Source organism: Nocardia sp. NPDC056611 (assembly GCF_042792755.1).
Classification (GTDB): domain Bacteria; phylum Actinomycetota; class Actinomycetes; order Mycobacteriales; family Mycobacteriaceae; genus Nocardia.
This window is the reverse complement of the sequence record NZ_JBHTVV010000002.1, coordinates 484,320-505,397: the sequence shown is the minus strand read 5'-3', so window position 1 is coordinate 505,397 and position 21,078 is coordinate 484,320. Positions and strand designations below refer to the sequence as shown.

The window sequence follows — 21,078 nt, the reverse complement described above, 5'->3', positions numbered from 1 at the left end:
GGAGTCCTTTCACCAAGAGCACAGTGTCACAAGGGGCGCCCAGCGCGACAAGAATCCGGCCCGATATTCCGGGCGCGCCAGCCATCGGCGTGTCGCAAGCAGCAGGGCATGGGGCATCGGGTGGACGGCGGCGGCGCTGAGAAACTGGTTCACGAACGCCGAACTGGCCGAGTCGTCCAGCATTTCCGAGGTCGTGGCGGCTACCGAGTACGCGCCTCGCGCGAGGGCCAGGGTGGCGATGGCCATCGGGTCACCCGATCCGCGGTCGGGAGCATGTGCGCCCCAACATGATATGAGGATAAGCGCTGGCGGCGGCACAGCTCGCAACATGTCGGCTGGAGTGAGCGCGGTATGTTCGTCCAGCTCGAGATAGTGCACCAACTCGCGCACCGGCCGCCCGTGCGCCACCACGACAACCAGGTCCGTCTCTACGTCGAGAATCGCATTGCGGCACGCACTCGCGTCGGTGATTGCCGCCACCGACAACCCGTCCCGGCCCTCGTACGCAGCCACGTGATGGTGGTTCACCAGCGGACTGGTCCAGTGCGCGACGCGCGACGCGGGCGGGCGGCGACCGCCGCCGCTGGTGTGCGCAACCGAGGTCAGTGAAGGGCTGAGGCACAGAGGGTTTCGTTCGCCGAGATACTCGCCGGTCGTGATGGGCACCGCGGTCCACGGCACCGCCCACAACCGCCCCACCGGAACGATGACCAGCGGCTCGTCGCGTGGGATCAAGGCAGCGATGTCCTGCGGCATCAACGCGTCCAGGGCGGCGACCGTCGAGGGGGTGGCATCGAGTGGTAGTCCGTCACTGTGCAGTCCATCGAAGACCGCCCGCGTCGACGCCGGCAGGTCGTGCAGACCGATGTGCAGTGGACCCTCCGGCGGGCGCAGGAGCCACGCCAGCTCGTCGGGCTCTCGTAGGGCAGCAACCAACAGCAAGTACGCCGCACCGGTGTCGATCCGTGACCACAGATTCTCGGTCTCGTTCGGATCGAACGGGGAGTAGAGTCCGGCGACACTGTCGTCGAACCCCTGACGCGCCAGCTGCGGTAGCGCAACGCGCAACGCGAGTCCGCCGAGGGTCCGGGTACGGTCGCGGCGCTGCCCGGCCCGCGAATTCGCTTCGAGCAGAAGTTGTGCCAGCATGCGCTCATCAGCGGTGTTCTCCGGTGCGGCGGTCATCAGCCCGGCGAGTCGGCGCCCTGCCATCGCTTCGAAGACGGCCACGAACGCCGCCGGATCACCGGCGCGGATCGCGGTCCGCACGGCCATCTCGTGCACGGTGCCGAAACGCTCGTAGTATTCGGACTGGTGCGCGTGTTCGATCTGCGCTGCCCGCATCGTCTCTATCAAGGTAACCGCCGACACCCGGTGGCGCACAGCCTGTTCCATAACCCCGATGGCCTCGTATCCGCGCGCGATACCGGCTTCCGAGGTCGCGGCGGAGGTCAGATCGTCGATCGAGAGATACAGTTGCAACGCCCTACCGAACAACCTGATTGCCAGGTCCCGCTGGGCGGCGTTCACCGCACAGCGCCCCAACCCGTTGAGCGCGTGCGCCCGCCCTCTCGCGTTGCCCGCTCCCGCAGCCTCATAGGCGGCTTGATGATTGGCGACTGAAGCGACCCGATCTCCCTGTCCCAGTTGAACTTCCGCGAGCCCGTCCAACGCATTGGTCAGGGCCATGGACAGATGGCCGGCCCGCGCCGCCGTGATCGCCTGGCGATACCAGCCTGCGGCCTCGGCGAGCCACCGGTTGCGACGACAAAGCTCCCCCAGCTGCACTGTCGCGTTCGCCACGCCCTCCCCCGACCGTAGCTCCTCGTACAGGGCCACGGAGTCCAGCAACGCCCGCATCGCCGCCATCGGTCTGCGTATCCGCCCGAACGCTTCACCGAGCCCGGTATGCGCGTTGGCGATATCAAGTCGCCAATCGTTGTCAGCCGCCACCCGCGCAGCGTCCTCGAACTGCTCGGCCGCTTGCGCGGCGCTGCCGCTACGCAGCAACAGATACCCCAGGGGGATTCCAGCACGCACCTGGCCGTAGCCATAGCCGCAGGCACGGGTCCCGGCAATCGCGCCCGAGTACTCGCCGATCGCAGCGTCGAGACGATCGGCCTGACGGTGCGCGTCCCCCAGCCCGATCCGCGCGTCGATCATCGCGATCGGATAGTGGCCCTCGCGATGCGATTCGGCCAGTTGCTCGAACGCCGCCACCGCCGCGTCGATGTCATTGCGCCGCAGGGCCTGATCTCCCCAGTCGAACAATTCGAGCTGTCGTTGCCACAATGCCTCCGACAGATCGAATTCCGACGCGCCCCGCCCTGCGGTGCCGCCCCCACGTAGCGCCTCACAGCGGCAGCGCAGCGACAACGCGCCCGGAACAGGCAGTGTCGCCGCGCGACGTCCCGGCTCGGCCAGATGCCCACGACGCCATAATGCCCACAGATCCATTCCCAGCTCCCTGACCCGCCGGCGGCCCCAGGTCGGCGACGACGCACGCGTGCCCCCGCCGTGGCTGCGCTCGCGCCGCGACGAATTGGCGACCAGCTTGCTGGCGGTGCGGCACAGGTGTCAAGAACGATCGGTCTCCAGTTTCAGCAGCTCGGACCGTGCCGCCGACACCAGCGCGGCGCCCCGGCAGCGAAGTACATTCACCGGTCGCCACAACAACCACTTCAGCCCCTGTCATCACAGCACACGGCGCGAATCGTTTCGCCAGCCGGTCGGATCTTTGCGGGTCACGGCGATGGTTCCCGAGCAGCGAAAGCGCTTCTGCCAAAGGAAAAAAAGAGCCGCAGTTCGCTGACCTGAGGCTCTTCCAAGGTGGTTCTAGCTGGGATCGAACCAGCGACCCCTCGCGTGTGAAGCGAGTGCTCTCCCGCTGAGCTATAGAACCGGGTCTCGCCGCCGAAGCGGCTGTCCGGCTCGGGGTTTCCCGTGCCGGAGTGAGACAACACTAGCGCGTTACCCCGCCCGATTGCCAAATCGACGCCCGGGTGGCGGGGGGACGTCAGCGTTCGGGGAGGGGTGGGGTGGGGGTGAAGGTGACGGGGAGGGCGAGGAGGGCGCGGTGGAAGGGGCCTGGGCGCCAGGACAATTCGGGGGCGGGGATGGCCAGGTGGAGTTCGGGGAGGGCGTCGAGGAGTTGGTCGACGGCTTCCTGAGCGATGAGGTAGGCGAGGGAGCTGGCGGGGCACGCGTGGGGGCCGACGCCCCACGCGAGGTGGGAGCGGTTGCCGGAGAACCCGGCGCCGCGGATGGTGGGGTCGGTGTTGCAGGCGGCCATGGAGATCACGACCGGCTGGTCGGGTGGGAGCCAGGTGTCGTCGATGAGGACCTGCTGGGGCGGGAAGCTGATGCAGAAGTTGGCCATCGGCGGATCGTTGAAGAGGACTTCGTCGAGGGCGTCGCGGGTGGAGAGGCTGCCGCCGAGGGCGCTGCCGCGGAAGCGGTCGTCGAGGAGCAGCAGGACCAGGGTGTTGACGATCAGGTTCTGTTGCGGCTCGATGCCCGCGCCGTAGAGGGTGGCCAGCTGGTGCACCATCTCGGTGTCGGTGAGGCCGGCGGGGTGGCGCAGCATGCGGGTGGTGACGTCGTGGGCGGGGTGGGCGCGCTTGTGCTGGGTCAGCCGCAGCAGGGCGCCGATGAGCAGTGTGTTGCCGTGTTCGGCGCCGACGCCCTCGAAGATGGCGCGCATTCCCTCGGCCGCCTGAGCCGCGATCTCGACCGGGCACCCGAGCAGGGTGTTGAGCACCTGGAAGGCCAGCGGAAAAGCGTAGTCGCGCACCAGATCCGCGGACCCGGCCGCGCAGAACGAGTTGATCAGCGACACCGCGACCCGCTCGACGGTGCCCTGCAACCCGTAGTGGTCGATGCCGGTGAGCCCGGCGGTATTGGTCTGCCGATACCGCGCGTGCTCGGATCCCGCGTTGCGCAACGCATTCGGCCGCCACTGCATCATCGGCAGCACCGGGCAGTCCGCGGCCACGCCCGCCTGCCAGGCCCGCGGGTCGGCGGGGAACCGGTCGGGATCGTTGAGAATCCTTACCGCCGTGCGATATCCGACCACCAGCGTGGCCGGCACCCCCGGCGCGAGCTCCACCGGAACCAAAGACCCGTACTGTTCCCGCATCTCGCGATAGACCCGGTGCGGGTCGGCGGCGAACTCGGGGGTATACATCGGTACGCGCGTACCGACTTGCTCTGACATCGAACCCACTTCACACGGTACGCAACACTCCACCGCCGCCGAACAGCACACATCCCGGACGCGGAAGAGCCACCTTACCGACGCGACCGCATCGGCGTGCACGGTTTTCGACGACCCCGCGCTCAGGGGCCGATTTCGGGAAAGTGATTGACAGCGGCGGTCCGCAGGGGCAGGCTCTACGAGGCGCAATTGTTGCTCAACGATTGCTGCGATATCCCGGCTGTCGGCGTTCCCGCCCGGTTGGTGAACGCCGGTCGACAGCGCTCGGAGATTCGGCGGACGCGGACGCGTCCCTTTTCCTTCAGTTCGGACCCCAGACCTACCTATTCGGAGGTTGGAATGTCTAGCAAGCACGGCCGAAAACCCAGCCAGATCGCCGACAAGGCCAAGAAGGGCATGAAGGGCCAGGCCCAGCGCATGGAATCCGACATGGACCAGATGGCCGACGACGCCCGGCGCGACATGGACCGCCTGGGCGCCGGCGTCAAACGGGAAGCCCAGCAGGCACGGTCGGACGCACAGGGCCTGGACAAGGAGATGAAGCGCAAGCTTCAGCATCGCTGACCCGGTGACGCGAATGGCCGGTCCATCTGACGGACCGGCCATTTCGCCTGTCGGCGGCGCCATTTCACCTGCCGGTGGGGCGCCGATCGTGGATCATGAGTGCGACTGGCATTCGAACTGCCCGTCCAGTCTGTGGGGAGTCCGCGATGACGGCCGTCGGCGATCGGGAATTGTGGTGTCCACTGGAGAGTTTGGTGCATCCGATCCTGACGCGGATCGAAGCCGACAGCATGGCCTGGCTCGACGCGCACGATGTGATGCCGCCGCACCGGCGAGCCGAATTCCGTTCGGGCGCACCGGCCGCGCTGGGGTCCTACACCTATCCCCGGGGAACCCGCGAGGGCACGCAGCTGGCGACCGACTTCATCACCTGGCTGTTCGCGTTCGACGATCTGTACTGCGACGCGAACCGAATCGGGAGCGACCCCGTCGAATTCAGCGCGATCATCGGCGACCTCGTCCATGTGCTGGAATCCCCGGCGGACAACCCCACACTGCCGGTCGCGCGAGCGCTGCGCGACCTGAACGGCCGGGTCGCGGCGGCAGGCTCCCCGGTCCAGCGCCGCCGCTGGGCGGATGACACCGAGAAGTACCTGCTCACCAAACCGCCCGCTGCTGAATGGTGAAGGCGCTGTACAGCACCGTGGTACCCGCGGCCAGCGTCTGACCGCCGAGTTCGGTGTCCTCCCGCACGGTGCGGGTCACGAACCAGACCGGCGGACGCAGCCGCAAGGTCTCGGTGATGACCCGGCTCGTGATCGGCAACCGGGGCAGGTCGCCATAGCCGGCGGTCCGTCCGGCCAGCACTGAATCGACCTCCGCCCTTTGCTGTTCCGCGATATCGGGGTGCGCGTCGAGCAGACTCAGCGCCCACGCGAGCGCGGTCGCCGTGGTTTCGGTGCCCGCCACGAAGAAGGTGATGACCTGGTCGCTGATCTCGAGGTCGCTGAGCCCGCCCCCGTCCTCGTCCTGCGCGGCGATCAACGCCGAGAGCAGATCCCCCTGATCGGCACCCGCCCGCCGACGCGCGGTGATGATCTCGGCCAGCGCCGCCCGCAGATCGGTGATCGCGCGTTCGTAGGCCCGATTGCCCGCTGTCGGCCATGTCAGCAGCGGAGCCGGTAGCAGGGTCCGCGCCATCAGCATTCGCACGACGTCATCGACATCCCGCAGCATCTGCCGCAGGACCGGCCGCGGGACGGAGTGGGTGAACAGGGTCGCCGCCGTCACCGCCGAGGTCATCGCGTGGAGTTCGGCTTTCATGTCGAGCTTCTGACCGTCGTCCCAGGATTCGACCATCTCGCCGATGCATCGGCTCATCACCGCCGCGTAGTCGGCGGTCCGGCTCGGATGAAAAGCGGGCTGCACCAGTCGCCGATGTCGGCGGTGCGAGGAGTACGGGCAGGTGACCAACCCGTCGCCGAGCACCTCGCGGACCCGATCCAGCAGGGGCCCGCCCTTGTCGAAGACCCGGTCCCGCCGCAACAGTTCCTGGGTCAGACCCGGATCGCAGACCGCCACCGCCTCGACCGGGCCGAGCCCGATCCGCACGAGATCCCCGTGCGCGGGCAGCGAACTCAGGAATCCGAGTGGATCACGCAGCAGCGACACCATGTGGCCCAGCAGCGGCAGTCGATTCGGAGCAGCGGCGATCCCCGACGGGAATGTCATGGCGACTCCCAGGATTGGCGGAGGCACTCCGAAAGATGATTCTACGCTGGGGATTTGCGCTCACACCGGGAATCGCCGGAACGCCGGGCGCTCGTGTCAGAGGCGAAGTCGCGCGATCACCGCACGATGATCGGTGTCCGGAATCGTGTGCGAGGACAGCGCGACCGCGTGACCGTCGGCGACGAGGATGCGATCGATGCCGATCACCGGTCCCCACCAGCGGTCGGTCGGCCAGGTCGGCAGGGCGCCGACGCCGAGGAGTTCGGCGGAGTCGGCGTAGCGGCCGCTCACCAGGTTTCGGTAGGCGGCGTGGTCGTAGGTGGAGTTGAAGTCGCCGCCGACCACGACCGGGCCGGTCGCCTGGCCGAGGATGTCGCGGATCTTGCGGAGTTCGTCCGCCCACACCCCGGCGTTGAGGAGCGGCGGGATCGGGTGGACAGCGAAGACCGATACCGGGCCGCGGCCGGGGTGAATCATGGTGGCGCGCAGATTGTTCAGCCAGAAGCCGTCGAACTTGACGCCGTCCTCCAAGGGGTAGCGGCTGAAGATGCCGGTCCCCTGCCCGCCGCCGGAGGGCGCGGTGAATCGGTGGGGCAGCAGGTCGGCCAGTCCGGCGGCGTCGAGCTTGCCCAGAAGTTCCGGGGTCAACTCCTCGAGGGTCAGGACCTCGACCGAGCGCTCACGCACCGCCTGTACCACCGCTTCGGCCGACCCGTGGCCGAGAAACAGATTCGACTGCATCATCACCAGATCCGTACCGGGCGGGGCACTCCCGCCCGGCCACAGCATCGGCGCGTGCGACCACAGCGCGGCGGCCGACACCAGCACGGCCACCGCGGTGCTCACCCACCGGCGGGCCAGTCCGAGCACCACGACCGCGACCAGCGCACCGACCATCAGGTACGACGCGAACGACGCCGCCAGCACGGCCGGTTCCCACACCCGCGAGTTGTAGTGCAGCCCGATCCCGGCCGCGCCCGCGGCGAGCAGTAGCCAGCCGAGTACCGGCAGCACCCACCGGAACAGGCCGCGGCGGCGTGCGATCGGCTCGACGGCAGCCTGCTGCTGCCCCAACGCGTTGACCATTCAGCCCTCCCCTATTCGCCGATCACGCTACGCGATGCCGGTCCGATCCACGAAAACCGCCCCTATTTACGACAATAAAGATTGTTGCCGGATACTCGCCGAGTTCGATCGAATGGCATCGAAGTCTTGATGAAATTAACTTTCCACCGTAAATATCTAATTGCAGTTAACGATCTGCCAGAACTACCCCCTGACCGGCCATCGATACCAAACCGTTATTTCGAATTCCAGCCGCCGCATGATGCGAACAGGTTACATTTCAAACCCCTGAAGTTGCGGCACACCCCACCGGGAACGCGCTGTTGCTTCACTATTTCGGGAGTTAGTTATGAGAACGACCGCCTCCACACTGCTTCGCGCCGGTATTGTTTCTCCGGTGGCCCTGGCCACTGTTTTCTGTTTGGCCGCGCCCGCGAATGCGGCGCCCGTCACCGTGAACTGGAGCTGCCAGGGCACGATCTTCGGCATCGGCCAGACCTCGAGCATGACCACCACGGTCACCGGCACCGCGCCGGGCTCGGCGGCGTCGGGATCGGCCGTGGCCATCACCCTCACCCCGGGCTCCTCCACGGTCCCCAGTTCGGCCTCGGGCTTCTCCGTGACGAACATCAGCAACCTGAAGATGACCTTCCCGACCCCGGCGAACTCGACGCTGGTCTCGGCCACCGCCTCCGGCGGCACCGTGGCCGGCACCGTGTCCACCTCGGGCGGGAACGTCGTTCTGACCGTGCCGGGCCCGATCGCGGGCGGCACCAGCTTCACCCCGCCGGCGGTGACCATCAATGTCACGGCCGGCAGCCCGGGCACCCCGATCACCAGCAAGTACGCGGGGACCAGTTTCGCCAACCCGGGCATGACCATGACGACCAAGGTGGCGTTCATCGGCAATGTCGCGACGTCGTGCTACCCGAACCCGTCCCCGACGCTGACCACCACGACCGTCAGCTGAGTCCGTAAGAATGCCTGGACCGGGCTGTGTCCACCAGCCCGGTTCAGGTTCCGCCCATCGGATGGGGTCCCTGTATTGTCCACCGAACCCGCTCGGATGGCAGTGGAGCTCCGAAAAGCCCTGGAGCTCTACCACGGAACGGTCGAGGATCTGGCGCGTGAACTGCTCCGGCTGCTGGGGGTGAACGAGACCGACCGGCGCGCACTGGAAATCGTCCTCGTCGGCGGACGGTCGACGACACCGGGCATGCTGGCCGAACGGCTCGGTCTGACCGCCGCGGGCGCCACCGTCCTGCTCAACCGGCTGGAGAAGCAGGGCTATGTCACGCGCTCACTGCACCCCACCGATCGCCGTCGCGTGATCGTGGTGGCCACCGATCTGACCGCGCGCCGCGTGCGCGAGCTCATCCGCCCGCTGGCCGAGGAGAGCTTCAAGATGATGCTGAACTGGTACGACCCCGACGAACTCGAACTGATCGCGGGATTCCTCTGCCGGGTCGGCGAACTGCAGCGCATTCACCGGGAACGGCTGCGCGATATGGATCCCTACCCGCGGTGATGGCGCATGGCCGCGACGACCTCGTCCGGCGAGGCCGGCATCGTCTGCGTGGAGAACACCGCCGGACTGAAGCCGAGGCCCTGATTCAGCCGCCCGAGCACTCGGATCAGCGGCGAGGAGCGGGCCAGGAACGCCGCCGGATCCCGGAGCGCCACATCGACGAACGCCTGCCCGCCGATGCTCGACACCTGCACCCGGTCGACGTCGGCCCAGTCGACCGACCCCAGCCGGCGATGCGTGAAGCCCCGATCGGTGATGACCAGCTCCGGCTTCCGCCGCGGCAGTTGCAGCACCAGCAGCACCCAGCACGAGCCGAAGAACACGAACGCCATCGCGCCCACGACCATCGAGCTCGCCTCGGTGGTCAGCATGAGCACGCACCCCACCAGGACGAAGAATCCCGCCCCCGCCGCCAGCAGCAGCGTGCGCAGTATCGACGACTTGTAAACCGTTGTCGTCTCCAGCTTTCCGCCCCGCCCGTCGGATTCAGTCACCACACTCCACCTGACTAGCCCTCACCGCTACGGCGTCAGTATGCGTCACCCGCACCGCCGGGAGAAACCGAGCGCATCCCACGCCGGGTCGCGGCTAGAGCTTCGGAATCCCGAGCAGCCCGCCGAGGCAGCCGCTGGGCCCGGTCAACATGCCGATCGAGAGCCGGTAGTCACCACCGGTCAGCTTGCAGAGCAGCATCGCCGTCGCCAGATCCAGTCCCGCCGAGCCGGTGCCGAACCCGGTCTGCGCGAGCGTGGCCGATCCCGCGTCGGCGATGGGCGCGCCGGTCGGCACGTCCGCGGCAGCCGCTCCCGGCCCCGAGAGCAGGAGACCACCGGAGAAGCCCACCGCCACGGCCGATTTCACCAGAACGTGCGTCATACAGATCCATCTTTCGTTGCGAAAACCAGAGAGCCGCAACAGTAGTCGCCGAGACAACCGGTGAAACGACCACATTTCTAAGGGCGACAGGCTGGACTATGCGCTCTTCGAACCGTCCTGCCGTCACGTCGTCCCGACGCGCGACGCTTCCGTTCGATCCGACCGGCTCGCCGCAGGTGGTGACTTGTGAGTCTCCTGGACCGGATCATCACCATGTTCGTCACCACGGGCAGCGCAGAATGGCCCGGCGTCCCGGAGATGCGACGCCTGCGGAACCTCGCCGACAACGAGGACCGCGTCGAGCAGGCCGACGCCCGCGGCGCTGAGCAATCCGTCCGACGCGTCCGTCCGCCCTCACAGATGCATTCTCCGAACCGCGACGAATTTCGGCGGCCGGCGCGGTCATATCAGTCGAAGGTGTTCCGTGCGAGGACGCGGGCACCCGGACCGCGAGGAGAATCGCATGAACCAGACGTCTGACCTCGCCGCGCCCGCGGTCGAGCATGCGCTGGCCGAGCTGCGACCGGCCCTGCTCGCCTACTGCTATCGCATGCTCGGCTCGGTGCTGGAGGCCGAGGACGCGGTGCAGGAGACGATGATGCGAGCGTGGCGGTCCGCGGCCCGGCTCAACGATCCGGCGGGCCTGCGGCCGTGGACCTACCGCATCGCCACCAACGTCTGCATCGACGCGAGCGCCGACCGGCGGCGGCGGGCGCTGCCGATGGATCTGGTCGCCGCGGCCGACCCGCGCGGCGAGCTGGGCGCCCCGCTGCCGGAGTCGACCTGGGTGCAGCCGTTCCCGAGCAGCCCGACCGTCGATCCGTCCGAGCAGGCCGTGTCGAACGAGTCGGTCCGGCTCGCCTTCGTCGCCGCCCTGCAGTATCTGCTGCCGCGCCAGCGCGCCGTCCTGATCCTGCGGGACGTACTGTGCTGGCGGGCCGCCGAGGTGGCCGAACTGCTGGATCTCAGCGTCGACGCCGTCAACAGCATGCTGCGCCGGGCCCGGGCGGCACTGGCGCAGGCACAGCGAGCCGGCGGCGCGCGGCCGCTCGATCCGATCGACACCGGTCTACTCGAACGCTATGTCGCCGCCTTCGAGCGATTCGACATCGCCGGTATCGTGTCGCTGCTGCGCGACGACGCGATCATCGACATGCCGCCGGTCGCGTTCTGGCTGTTCGGCCGGGAATCGTTCCGCCGCTGGCTGATCGGAACCGATATCGGATGCCGTCGCAAGCGATTGATTCCGATCCAGGCCAACGGGTGTCCCGCCGCCGCACTGTACCGGGAGACCGACGGGCGGATGACCGCCTTCGCCATTCAGGTGCTGGAATGCTCGGGCGGTGAGATCGCGCGGTTGCACACCTTCCTGCAACCGGAACTGTTCGGGGCCTTCGGGTTACCGCACCAGCTGGACTGATGGTTCACCCACCGCAGTCGGGCGCGGCGGTGTCGAACACCGCGCTCAGTCCCGCCAGGTCGAGCAGGATCAGCAGGCGATCGTCCGCACCCACGAGCACGCACCGGCATCCGGAGCGCCTGGCCGTCAGGGCGATTCGTGCCAGCGCCTGCACCACCGCCGACGCGCAACCCGAAAGTGCGCGCACATCACACAGAATCGCGCGGTGCCCGTCGGCGCGCAGGGCGCTGACGCGGGCACACCACGCGGCGGTGCGGCCCGCATCGGGCTCGCCGGCCAGCACCACGATGCCGCCACCGGACGGCGATGCCTGTTCGAAGTACATACCGTGCACCACCGTCACGGCCTCGGAAACTCGTCGCGGCCCGAGCACACTGCCGCGACGAGTTTCCGGCATCCGGCCGGTTGTCAGGAGCATGGTCAACGAAACACATTCCCCAGTAGGGCAATCCGCACCACCGATGCGGCCGCCTACCACCATGAAGCCGGGAGCGATCCTCGCATTGATGTGCGGCGCCCAATTCATCGTCACCCTCGATATCGCGATCGTGAATGTCGCGCTGCCGTCCATCCAATCCGATCTCGACCTGGCCGCCGGTGATCTGCAATGGGTGGTCATCACCTACGGGCTGCTGCTCGGCGGCCTGCTCCTGCTCGGCGGTCGCGCCGGTGACCTGCTGGGCCGCCGCCGGATCCTGCGGACGGGTCTGGCACTGTTCGCGGGCGCCTCGCTCACCGCCGGGCTGTCCGGATCGTTCGCCCCGCTGGTCGCCTCACGCGCGGTACAGGGTGTGGGCGCGGCACTGGCCGCTCCGGCCGCCCTGGCGGTGGTCGTCGCGACCTTCCCCGAAGGGGCCTCCCGAAACAAGGCGCTCGGCGTGTTCGGCGCCGCCGGCGGCAGTGCCGCCTCGGTCGGGGTGGTGCTGAGCGGCGCGCTCACCGCGGGGCCGGGCTGGCAGTGGATCTTCTTCATCAATGTTCCGATCGTGGCCGGCATGGTCGCGCTGATCCCGAGATATGTTCCCGCCGACCGGAAGATCCACCGGGGACCGTTCGACATCGCCGGGGCGGTCACGGTAACCGCCGGGCTCACCGCGTTCGTGTACGCCATCAACAAGAGCGTGGATCACGGCTGGACCTCGGCCACGACGCTGGGCTTCCTGATCGCCGGGTGCGCGCTGCTGGCCGCGTTCGCCGCCATCGAATCTCGATCCGCGTCGCCGCTGGTGCCGCTGTCGATGTTCCGGCGTCCGACCTTGAATGCCGCGAATCTCGTTGCGGCACTGGTGTTCGCCGCCTTCTTCGCCACCATCTTCCAGGCGTCGCTGCTCATGCAGCAGGCGCTCGGATACTCGGCCCTGCGCACCGGGCTCGCCTATCTCGCGATCGCGGTGACCGCGGTGGTGGCCGCGGCGGGCATCGCACCCGTCGCGCTCACTCGACTCGGTGCGGGATGGTCGCTGGCGCTGGCGCAGGGGATCGCGGCGGCCGGGCTGCTGTGGCTCGCCCGGATACCTGCGCATGCCGCGTACTGGCCGGATCTGTTCCCCGGCTTCGTCGCCGTCGGAATCGGCATCGGGCTGTCCCAGACCTCGCTCCAGGTCGCCGCGTTCATCGGAATCCCGGAGAAGGTCAGCGGTTTGGCGGGCGGCATGGTGGAGACGGCGCGCGAAATCGGCGGGTCGCTCGGTATCGCCATCGTGGCGGCAGTGGCGATCGCGGTGGGCCGCAGCGTGTCGACCGGCCCGGCCGCGGCAGTGACGGCGGGATTCCAGCGCGGGTCGCTGGTGGCGGCCGGGTTCAGCGTCGTCGCGGTCGTGACGGCGGTCGCCGTGGTGCGCCGCGCCGAACGCTCTGCTCGCACAACCGCGCCCGTCGTAGTGGAGGCGCTCTGATTCTCGGGCTGATGGTCCGGCGCGGCATCCGGCAAGAAGTAGAGCTGTGTCCGGTGTGGATCGAGGATCGTCGATCCACACCGGACGCGCGAGAGGCGGGACTGCTCAGCCGAGTTCGAGGTCCAGGTAGGACTCGGAGTACTCAGGTGAGGTGATGGTGGTGGTGCCGGGCGGGCTGTAGGAGTAGAGCTTGTCGTAGCCGTTGACGACCAGTGCGAGGCGGTGCCCGTCCGGGATGTCGTAGCAGGCGCCTTGCAGGCGCCAGCGGACGACGCGCTGCTCCCCCGGACCCAGCTCGAGCACCGTGCAGGGCTCGTGGGTGATGATCCGGGCCGTGTCGTCGGGGGCCACATCGAACAGGTAGGCCACCAGGGTGGCCGCCGAGGCCGTGCTGCCCACCGACAGGCGCAGGGCCGGGATGCCGCGCACGCGGCGACCACCCGTCAGCGCTTCGGACTGCCAGATCAGCAGGCGGTCCCGCTCGAAGTCCCCGACCTGATAGAGCTGCGGATTGCCGTAGCACTCCCGCTGCCCGGTCTTCAGGAACTCGGCGACCGCGGTGGCCGAGGTGGCCGCGGAGTCCTTGTCGCCGACGGTGAAGCTGCGCGTCCACCCGGTTTCCGGCTTCGGCACGAGGGTGCCGTCCGCGCCGCCGTTACCGAGGTACCAGCGTTCGGTTTCGGTGCTGACCTCGCTCCAGTCGAGCTTGGCTTCCCGTGGCGCGGGTTCGGTGATCCGTTGCGCGCCACCGGCGATCGGCTGGGTGCGGTAGGTGAACATGATCTGATCGCTGACCGGTTCGGATGGGCCGCGGTCGATGCCCCGCAGGTGAATGTCCAACCAGTCACGCGCTTCTCGCATCGGCGTGAGCAAGCCGGGGAAGGGGAATCCCAATGGGATTCCGACCAGTCCGGCGGCTTCGGGTGCGCCGTGATTGCCGATCCACACGTTGAGTCGCTTCGGCACAGTCAACCGGTTGAACGTGTCGAGCACTTCGTTGACCGGAAAGAGGGTCTCGTGCCAGGTGTTCGACATGAACGTGGCGATGCCGCGAGAGTTGGTCAGCTCGACGAAGGTTTCCGGCGAGCGGTCCAGCCCCCAGGCCACGACCTCGTCCATGTTCTCGCCCCGCTCGAAAAGGTCGAGGATCCGGAGGGTGTCCGGGTCGAACTTCTCCTCGCGCGTGCCACCGGTGAAATCGACCAGCAGTTGCATCGCGGCCAGGTGCCGGGTTCCGTTGTCGTACAGCGACGTGGCGAGGTTGCCCCAGGTACTCAGTGCGACGACCGCCGACACCCGCTCCCCCGGGTCGGTGGCCGCGATCAACTGGCTCAGCCCCGAACCGTAGGACTCGCCGAGCATGCCGACGGGACCGGGCCCGAACAGTTCCCGCGCGTAGTCCAGCACGCGGTGGCCGTCGGCCCGGTCCTTCTCACCGGCGACGTCGATGAACCCCTGCGACGTGGTGACCTCACCCGGCGTGCCGAGACCGCGCGGCGTGTAGGCCAGCACGTGATAACCCGCCACGGCCAAGGTCAGATAGGTCCACACGAACGGCAGCCAGCCCAGCGGACTCCACCCCGCGGGCACCACCACCACCGGACGCGGCTCGTCCCCGTTCAGCTTCACGGTCAACGCCGACAACAGCACCCCGTCGGCCCCGGGAATCTGCGTGATCTCCACCCCGGCGCCACCCCGGACGGTATCCACCACCTCCTGCAACTCCGGCGGCAGCACCCCGGCCGGCGCGACCCCGCGCACCGCCGCCAGCAGCGCCCGCGCGACCTGCACCACCTCCGGCGTGAAGGTCAGCCCATCGGCCCACATGCCATTGGCCGCAATACTTTCCAGGGTTTCATTGGTTACGTTCTGGACAGGTTCGGTCACTATCGACACACCCCGATTCCACTCATGTCGTGCATGATGAAAATGGTGAAAACCTGTGCCAGGAAACGCATCTGGCACTGATTCATCGTAGGAGCGAACCATACGAGCGCGTGGCGAACCGGCGAAACATACCGCGACTCACCCTCTCGCAGAACACATTTCACCGAGTATCCCCAGCGAACAATAGACTGGATTCAACCGACTGGTCGCGATGACCAGTCGGGACATCCAGACAAAGCAAATAGGCCGTAGCCCGCCGCCGAAGCGGCTGTCCGGGGCGGGGTTTCCCCGGACCAGCGTGGGACTACATCAGCGTGTCGCCCTGCCGTTGTGCCGAATCGACGCGGCCGGGCGTGGGTCAGGTTTCGGGGAGGGGTGGGGCGGGGGTGAAGGTGACGGGGAGGGAGGCGAGGGCTCGGTGGAATGGGCCTGGGCGCCAGGATAATTGGGGGGCGGGGAGGGCCAGGCGGATTTCGGGGAGGGCGTCGAGGAGTTGGTCTACGGCTTCCTGGGCGATCAGGTAGGCGAGGGAGCTCGCAGGGCAGGCGTGGGGGCCGATGCTCCAGGCCAGGTGGGATCTGTTGCCGGTCGATTGGCCGCTGCGGATCTCGGGGTCGGTGTTGCAGGCCGCCATGCTGATGACGACGGGTTGGTGGGCGGGCAGCCAGCAGTCGTCGATGAGGACGGAGCGGGGCGGGTAGCTGATGCAGAAGTTCGCCATCGGCGGGTCGTCGAAGAGCACTTCGTCGAGGGCGTCGCGGGTGGAGAGGCTGCCGCCCAGGGCACTGCCGGCGAACCGGTCGTCCACCAGGAGCAGGAGCAGGGTGTTGACGATCAGATTCTGTTGCGGTTCGATGCCCGCGCCGTAGAGGGTGACCAATTGGTGCACCATCTCGATATCGGTCAGTTCGGCGGAGTGGTGGAGCATGCGGGTGGTGACGTCGTTGGCGGGATGGGTTCGTTTGCGCAACGTCAGCTGGTGCAGGGCGTCGGCCAACAGCATGTTGCCCTGTTCGGCGCCGATGCCCTCGAAGATCGCGCGAAAGCCCTGCGCCGCCTGCCCGGCGAGGTCGACCGGACAGCCGAGCAGGTGGTTGAGCACTTGGAAGGCGAGCGGAAAAGCGTAGTCGCGCACCAGATCCGCCGAACCCGAGGCGCAGAACGAATTGATCAGCGAGACCGAGACCTGTTCGACGACGCTCTGCAGCCCGTATCGGTCGACCCCGGCCAGGGCGGCGGCATTGGCCTGCCGGTACCGCATATGTTCGATCCCGGTGGTGCGCAGGGAACTCGGCCGCCACTGCATCATGGGCAGTACCGGGCAGTCGGAGGGCACCCCGGCCTGCCACACCCGCGGATCGGCGGGAAATCGCTCGGGATCGTTGAGAATTCTTACCGCCGTGCGATATCCGACCACCAGGGTGGCCGATACGCCCGGCGCGAGGTCGACCGGAACCAGCGACCCGTACTTCTCCCGCATCTCGCGATACGCGCGATGCGGGTCGGCGGCGAATTCCGGGGTGTACATGGGTACCCGGGTACCGCCCGGATCGGCCGGCGCGGCATCCCCGGTACGGACGAACGGCACAGACTCTGACATCGAACTCACTTCACGCGGTGCACAACACTCCCCCGCCGCCGTAAACCGCACATCCCGGACGGACGCGGAACGGTCACCCTACCGACGTGTGCCACCCGCGTGCACGGCTATCGCCCGGTTCGGTGTCGACCCTCGAGATGGATATCGCGATCACCAAGGACAGCCGCGAGGTCGTCACCCACGACAGCACGGACCCCGTTTCGAGGGTTGATATCTGGCACAAAAAAAGCAGGCCAGCACCTTTTAGGGCGCTGACCTACTCTTTTGTTGTGGTTCTAGCTGGGATCGAACCAGCGACCCCTCGCGTGTGAAGCGAGTGCTCTCCCGCTGAGCTATAGAACCGGGTCTGTCGCCGAGGCGACTGTTTGGAGCGACGCTTGCGTGCCTCTCGAACGAGAATGAAGATTACACACCCCGTTCGCATCACACCAAATCGCGTGCACAACGGCGTAAAACTGAGGTTTCAGGGGGTGGTGGGGCGGGTGAGGTTTCACCGGGATGTTGCCGGGGCGTCACGAGGGTGTCGCCGGGGCGGGGTGGGATGGGTGGCGACTCGTGCGCAGCGGTCGCCCATCTCCCGGGCCGACCGGCGGAACCACATGCCTGTAGTTCGAAATTACCCCGATCTACCAGGCGATTTGTTACCTGCGCAGATCGTCGGCTAGTGTTCTACCTCGTCAGCGGGACAGCCGAAAGGCGCCCGGGACGAAATGCGGATGTAGCGCAGCTGGTAGCGCATCACCTTGCCAAGGTGAGGGTCGCGGGTTCGAATCCCGTCATCCGCTCGAGGGGCCAACACGGCCTGCTTGGCGGTGTGGCCGAGTGGTGAGGCAACGGCCTGCAAAGCCGTGCACACGGGTTCGATTCCCGTCGCCGCCTCTTCTTTTTGAAGAGCAAAAGACCCGCGCGATTAGCTCAGCGGGAGAGCGCTTCCCTGACACGGAAGAGGTCACTGGTTCAATCCCAGTATCGCGCACCACGTTTCATACAGATCAGGCCCGGCTCACGCCGGGCCTTTCTGCATTTCCGGGTCAGGCCAGCGCCTTGTCCAGACTCCAGTCGAGGTGGTCGGTGCGCTGCACCCGCATGTGGTTGGTGCCCGGTTCGGGGCCCAGATCGCGCTGGTGGAACCGGAACCGGTAGCTGCGGTCCACCGGGTCGGCCACGTAGTTCCACAGCGTGCGCTCGGGCAGCCCGCCGGTGATGCCCGCGGCCGTGTTGTCGACGAAAGCGCACAGCACGACATCGAGCAGGGCGTCGACATCGTCGGGGCCCCACAACCCGTCGTGCGCGGCGATGGCGTCGGCCAGCATGCGGTAGCGGACGAAGGAGTCGTGCTCGCGTCCCGGATCCACCTGCGGGAAGGTGTCGACACCCGGATAGGTGTGCAGGGCGTGGTTGGTGATGATGAACGGCGCGTCGCCCGGGGCGTCGGTGAAACGGTACTGGCGTGAGGTGCGGTCGATCTCGAAGACCGTGGCCGCGCCGTGGGCGTCGGCGATGAGCCAGTGCTGGCTTTCGGCGACCGGCACGAAGATGTGCTGGGTCAGCAGCGCGCGCTTGGCCTCGGCGACGGTGGTCGCGGTCGCGAGCACGTAGCCGACGAGCTGCATCGACGACAGGCCGTGGTCGAGGAAGCCCGCGCCACTGGTGCCCGGATTACCGGGCGCGGTGTGATCGACCAGCAACGCCATGATCAGGCCCGCGTCGTTGACACCGTCGTAGCCGGGGTTGATCAGATCGTGGCAGCCCAATTGGGCAACCGCGCGGCCGGATTCGCCGAGGGTGGTGATCAGCACCGTCCGCGAGCAGGACGGGTGCTCGTCCGGACCGGGCGCCATGCCGGTGGTGGCGCTCAGCGGCAGGGGGAACCAATCCATATTGCGGCCGAACAGCGGCCGCCCGGTGGTGGTGATCGACGGCGGGAACCACACCGCCGAACACGCCGGACCGCCCGGGACGTCGTATCCGACCGCGGTGGTGTCGAATTCGTCGCCGTCGACCGGAACGCCGAACACCGATGCCACACCGCGGGCCCGCGCCGCCAGCGCCGGATGATTGCGTTCCAAATAGATGCGCCGGGCCTGCGCGTACGCCGGATCGCTGTACGGCGCGATCCGGGCGGCGAAGTCCGAGCGGCCGAGCCGGGCGAGATCGGCGCCGATCTCCTCGTCCCCGCCACGAACCGTCACCGCCCGCACCGACATGAAATCGCCCACGACCGGGGCGAGCAGATACGAATCCTCAGAGATCATCGCGAACCTCCCGGTTGCCGAGTCCTGTTCAGCAAACGTATCGCAACCTATTCCCGCGACGGTCACAATCAGGGCGTCTGTCACCTGATTCGGTTACCGCGCATCGTGATCGATACCGGCCAGACTCCGCGCGGTCTGGCCCGTACACACCGAGCCCGCGGTGTCAGTTACCGCGCCGGGAGCGAATCAGAGCGCCGGGGCGGGCCCCGGTGTCCTCGCCGTCACGCAGCACCACCTCACCGGACACGATCGTGTGACGGTAGCCCTCGGCGCGCTGGAGCAGACGGCGGGCGCCGGCCGGCAGGTCATGGGCCATGGTGGGCGGCAGCAGGCGCAGGGCCTCGAAGTCGATGACATTGAAGTCGGCCTTCTTGCCGACCGCCACGACGCCGCGGTCATCGAGGCCGTACATCTGGGCGGTGTCGAGGGTCATCTTGCGGATCGCCAGCGGCAGGGGAATCCGCTCGCCCCGGGAACGATCGCGCGCCCAGTGGGTCAACAGGTAGGTGGTGTTGGAGGCGTCGCAGATCGCGCCGACGTGCGCGCCGCCGTCGCCGAGGCCGACCGCGCTGGCCGGGTGCATGAGCATCTCGCGGATCGGGTCGTGGGTGAAGCCCGAATAGTTCAGCAGCGGACGGTAGAACAGGGCCGTGCCGTCGCGGGTCAGCAGCTGGTCGTAGATGTACTCGAACGGTTCGATGCCCGCACGGGCCGCGTCGGTGGCGAGGCCGGCCGCCGGATCCGGCTCGTAGTCCGGCGGATCGCCCAGGGTGAAGGTGCGGTCCAAACCCATGCTGATGAAGGCCATCGGGTTGTCGGGGAGGTCGGCCTCGGTGAGGATCGTCCGGCGCAGGACCGGATCGCGGAGTTCGGCGACCAGGGCGTCGAGACTGTGCCCCGCGCGTTCGACCGCGGCCTGATAGCTGGGCCGGAACGAGAACGGGTTGAAGGTCTGCAGGCCGATCAGCAGACCCAGCGGCCGGGCCGAGACCTGCGGGCGGATCGGGATCCCGGCCTCGAAGGCCGCACCGGCGGTGTCCAGCAGCCGCTTCCAGTCGTCGGGCGCGCCATCGTGTTGCAGCAGGCCGTAACTCACGGTGCGGCCGGTCTGTTCGGCCAGGCGCACCATCCAGGCGAGTTCACGGTCGGGCGCGGCGAGGTCCTCGCCCATGATGCCGGCGGGGGCGAGTTCGAAGACTCCCGCACCCGCGTCCGCCAGGGCTTGGCCGATGGCGAACAGCTCCTCCTCGGCGGCGAAGGTGCCGGGCACCGGCTCACCGTCGATGGCCCGGTGCACGATGGTGCGGGAGGTCGAGAAGCCCAGGGCGCCCGCCTCGATGCCCTCGCGCACGAGTTTGGCCATCATGGCGATGTCCTCGGGTGAGGCGTCCTCGTTCTTCGCGCCGCGCTCCCCCATCACGTACGCGCGCACCGCGCCGTGCGGGACCTGGGTGCCGACGTCGACGGCCAGCGGCAGCCGGTCGATCGCGTCCAGATACTGCGGGAAGGATTGCCAGTCCCAGCGGATTCCGGCCGAGAGGGCGGCGCCGGGAATGTCCTCGACGCCTTCCATGAGGCCGATCAGCCACTCCCGCTTCTCGGGCGTGACCGGCGCGAACCCCACCCCGCAGTTGCCCATCACCACGGTCGTCACACCATGCCAGCAGCTGGGGGTCAGTTGGGGATCCCAGGTGATCTGGCCGTCGTAGTGGGTGTGGATGTCGACGAAGCCGGGGGTGACCAGCAGACCCTTCGCGTCGATCCGGTTCTCCGCCTCGGTGTCCGCGAGCCGGCCCGGCGGGGTGATGGCGGCGATGCGCCCGTTCTCCACGGCGATATCGCCGGTGTACGGCTCGGCGCCGGTCCCGTCGACGATGGTGCCGTTCTCGATGATGAGTGAGTAGCTCACGCGAGGTCCTAGCCTTCCAGGTTCACTAACACCGCACAGATTAACTAGACATAGCGTCAGCGATATCCGATTCGGCCAAATCCGCTACGACCTGTGGCGAAATTTGTTCCGCCGCGGGATCTCAGGCCGGAAATCATGGTGGTGCCCAGGAGGATTCGGCGGTGGCGACGGGCTTACCTGGCGGCCGAGCAG

Annotated in this window: 17 protein-coding genes and 5 tRNA genes; 9 read left to right on the top strand and 13 right to left on the bottom strand. The window is 67.7% G+C overall.

The genetic code is table 11. From position 1 onward, the window contains the following. Positions 1-9: 9 nt before the first annotated feature. The 3 genes from ACFRAQ_RS10905 to ACFRAQ_RS10895 form a co-directional block, all read right to left on the bottom strand. Positions 10-2,457: a CHAT domain-containing protein gene (locus ACFRAQ_RS10905; RefSeq protein ID WP_379097285.1), complete on the bottom strand. Its 2,448-nt coding sequence runs from the start codon at positions 2,455-2,457 to the stop codon at positions 10-12. A 373-nt stretch (positions 2,458-2,830) separates the two neighbouring features. Beyond that, positions 2,831-2,902, bottom strand: a tRNA-Val gene (locus tag ACFRAQ_RS10900). 114 nt (positions 2,903-3,016) lie between these two features. After that, entirely contained in the window at positions 3,017-4,186 is a 1,170-nt protein-coding gene (locus tag ACFRAQ_RS10895; RefSeq protein ID WP_379097282.1) for a cytochrome P450, read from the bottom strand. 369 nt (positions 4,187-4,555) lie between these two features. On the opposite strand from ACFRAQ_RS10895, the gene ACFRAQ_RS10890 reads away from it, so the two are divergent. Both ACFRAQ_RS10890 and ACFRAQ_RS10885 read left to right on the top strand, forming a co-directional pair. Further along, positions 4,556-4,780, top strand: coding sequence for a hypothetical protein (locus ACFRAQ_RS10890; RefSeq protein ID WP_379097279.1), 225 nt, complete (start codon positions 4,556-4,558; stop codon positions 4,778-4,780). 146 nt (positions 4,781-4,926) lie between these two features. Continuing rightward, positions 4,927-5,406 carry a hypothetical protein gene (locus ACFRAQ_RS10885; RefSeq protein ID WP_379097277.1) on the top strand — a complete coding sequence of 160 codons (480 nt, stop codon included), beginning with the start codon at positions 4,927-4,929 and terminating at the stop codon, positions 5,404-5,406. Here the strand turns inward: ACFRAQ_RS10885 and ACFRAQ_RS10880 are convergent. After that, on the bottom strand, positions 5,378-6,451 hold the full coding sequence (locus ACFRAQ_RS10880) for a cytochrome P450 (protein WP_379097274.1): 1,074 nt from the start codon (positions 6,449-6,451) through the stop codon (positions 5,378-5,380). The genes ACFRAQ_RS10885 and ACFRAQ_RS10880 overlap by 29 nt on opposite strands. Positions 6,452-6,547: 96 nt before the next feature. Then, positions 6,548-7,537 carry an endonuclease/exonuclease/phosphatase family protein gene (locus ACFRAQ_RS10875; protein ID WP_379097271.1) on the bottom strand — a complete coding sequence of 330 codons (990 nt, stop codon included), beginning with the start codon at positions 7,535-7,537 and terminating at the stop codon, positions 6,548-6,550. Positions 7,538-7,913: 376 nt separating this feature from the next. Between ACFRAQ_RS10875 and ACFRAQ_RS10870 the strand changes: the two genes are divergently transcribed. Both ACFRAQ_RS10870 and ACFRAQ_RS10865 read left to right on the top strand, forming a co-directional pair. Then, positions 7,914-8,486: a hypothetical protein gene (locus tag ACFRAQ_RS10870; RefSeq protein WP_379097268.1), complete on the top strand. Its 573-nt coding sequence runs from the start codon at positions 7,914-7,916 to the stop codon at positions 8,484-8,486. Between the two features lie 96 nt (positions 8,487-8,582). Continuing rightward, positions 8,583-9,044 (top strand): MarR family winged helix-turn-helix transcriptional regulator, encoded by a 462-nt coding sequence (locus ACFRAQ_RS10865; RefSeq protein WP_379097265.1) that lies wholly within the window; start codon positions 8,583-8,585, stop codon positions 9,042-9,044. Here the strand turns inward: ACFRAQ_RS10865 and ACFRAQ_RS10860 are convergent. Together ACFRAQ_RS10860 and ACFRAQ_RS10855 are read right to left on the bottom strand one after the other, a co-directional pair. Then, positions 9,032-9,538: an STM3941 family protein gene (locus ACFRAQ_RS10860; protein ID WP_379097262.1), complete on the bottom strand. Its 507-nt coding sequence runs from the start codon at positions 9,536-9,538 to the stop codon at positions 9,032-9,034. The two genes, ACFRAQ_RS10865 and ACFRAQ_RS10860, sit on opposite strands and share 13 nt — an antisense overlap. A 94-nt stretch (positions 9,539-9,632) precedes the next feature. Next, positions 9,633-9,920, bottom strand: a complete 288-nt coding sequence (locus tag ACFRAQ_RS10855) for a hypothetical protein (protein WP_379097259.1) — start codon at positions 9,918-9,920, stop codon at positions 9,633-9,635. Positions 9,921-10,383: 463 nt separating this feature from the next. Between ACFRAQ_RS10855 and ACFRAQ_RS10850 the strand changes: the two genes are divergently transcribed. Further along, positions 10,384-11,340, top strand: coding sequence for an RNA polymerase subunit sigma-70 (locus ACFRAQ_RS10850; RefSeq protein ID WP_379097256.1), 957 nt, complete (start codon positions 10,384-10,386; stop codon positions 11,338-11,340). A gap of 4 nt (positions 11,341-11,344) precedes the next feature. Here the strand turns inward: ACFRAQ_RS10850 and ACFRAQ_RS10845 are convergent, their stop codons facing one another. Beyond that, the gene (locus ACFRAQ_RS10845; protein WP_379097253.1) at positions 11,345-11,737 is read right to left on the bottom strand and encodes an STAS domain-containing protein; all 393 of its coding nucleotides are present in this window, start codon (positions 11,735-11,737) and stop codon (positions 11,345-11,347) included. An 82-nt stretch (positions 11,738-11,819) separates the two neighbouring features. Here ACFRAQ_RS10845 and ACFRAQ_RS10840 point away from each other — a divergent pair, with 82 nt between their 5' ends. Next, positions 11,820-13,235: an MFS transporter gene (locus ACFRAQ_RS10840; RefSeq protein ID WP_379097250.1), complete on the top strand. Its 1,416-nt coding sequence runs from the start codon at positions 11,820-11,822 to the stop codon at positions 13,233-13,235. Positions 13,236-13,340: 105 nt separating this feature from the next. On the opposite strand, the gene ACFRAQ_RS10835 is transcribed toward ACFRAQ_RS10840, so the two are convergent. From ACFRAQ_RS10835 to ACFRAQ_RS10825, 3 genes are all read right to left on the bottom strand, one after another. Beyond that, complete coding sequence (locus tag ACFRAQ_RS10835) at positions 13,341-15,122, bottom strand: alpha/beta fold hydrolase (protein ID WP_379097247.1); 1,782 nt, start codon at positions 15,120-15,122, stop codon at positions 13,341-13,343. Positions 15,123-15,480: 358 nt separating this feature from the next. Beyond that, complete coding sequence (locus ACFRAQ_RS10830; protein WP_379097244.1) at positions 15,481-16,722, bottom strand: cytochrome P450; 1,242 nt, start codon at positions 16,720-16,722, stop codon at positions 15,481-15,483. A gap of 270 nt (positions 16,723-16,992) precedes the next feature. Continuing rightward, a tRNA-Val gene (locus tag ACFRAQ_RS10825) sits at positions 16,993-17,064 on the bottom strand. A 370-nt stretch (positions 17,065-17,434) separates the two neighbouring features. Between ACFRAQ_RS10825 and ACFRAQ_RS10820 the strand changes: the two genes are divergently transcribed. The 3 genes from ACFRAQ_RS10820 to ACFRAQ_RS10810 all read left to right on the top strand — a co-directional run bounded on the left by ACFRAQ_RS10820 (position 17,435) and on the right by ACFRAQ_RS10810 (position 17,701). Next, a tRNA-Gly gene (locus ACFRAQ_RS10820) sits at positions 17,435-17,507 on the top strand. A gap of 23 nt (positions 17,508-17,530) precedes the next feature. After that, positions 17,531-17,601 (top strand) — tRNA-Cys (locus tag ACFRAQ_RS10815). A gap of 25 nt (positions 17,602-17,626) precedes the next feature. After that, positions 17,627-17,701 (top strand) — tRNA-Val (locus ACFRAQ_RS10810). Positions 17,702-17,753: 52 nt separating this feature from the next. Here the strand turns inward: ACFRAQ_RS10810 and ACFRAQ_RS10805 are convergent. Together ACFRAQ_RS10805 and ACFRAQ_RS10800 are read right to left on the bottom strand one after the other, a co-directional pair. Next, positions 17,754-18,977: a C45 family autoproteolytic acyltransferase/hydolase gene (locus ACFRAQ_RS10805; protein WP_379097241.1), complete on the bottom strand. Its 1,224-nt coding sequence runs from the start codon at positions 18,975-18,977 to the stop codon at positions 17,754-17,756. 163 nt (positions 18,978-19,140) lie between these two features. Then, on the bottom strand, positions 19,141-20,886 hold the full coding sequence (locus ACFRAQ_RS10800) for an amidohydrolase family protein (RefSeq protein ID WP_379097238.1): 1,746 nt from the start codon (positions 20,884-20,886) through the stop codon (positions 19,141-19,143). Between the last annotated feature and the right edge of the window lie 192 nt (positions 20,887-21,078).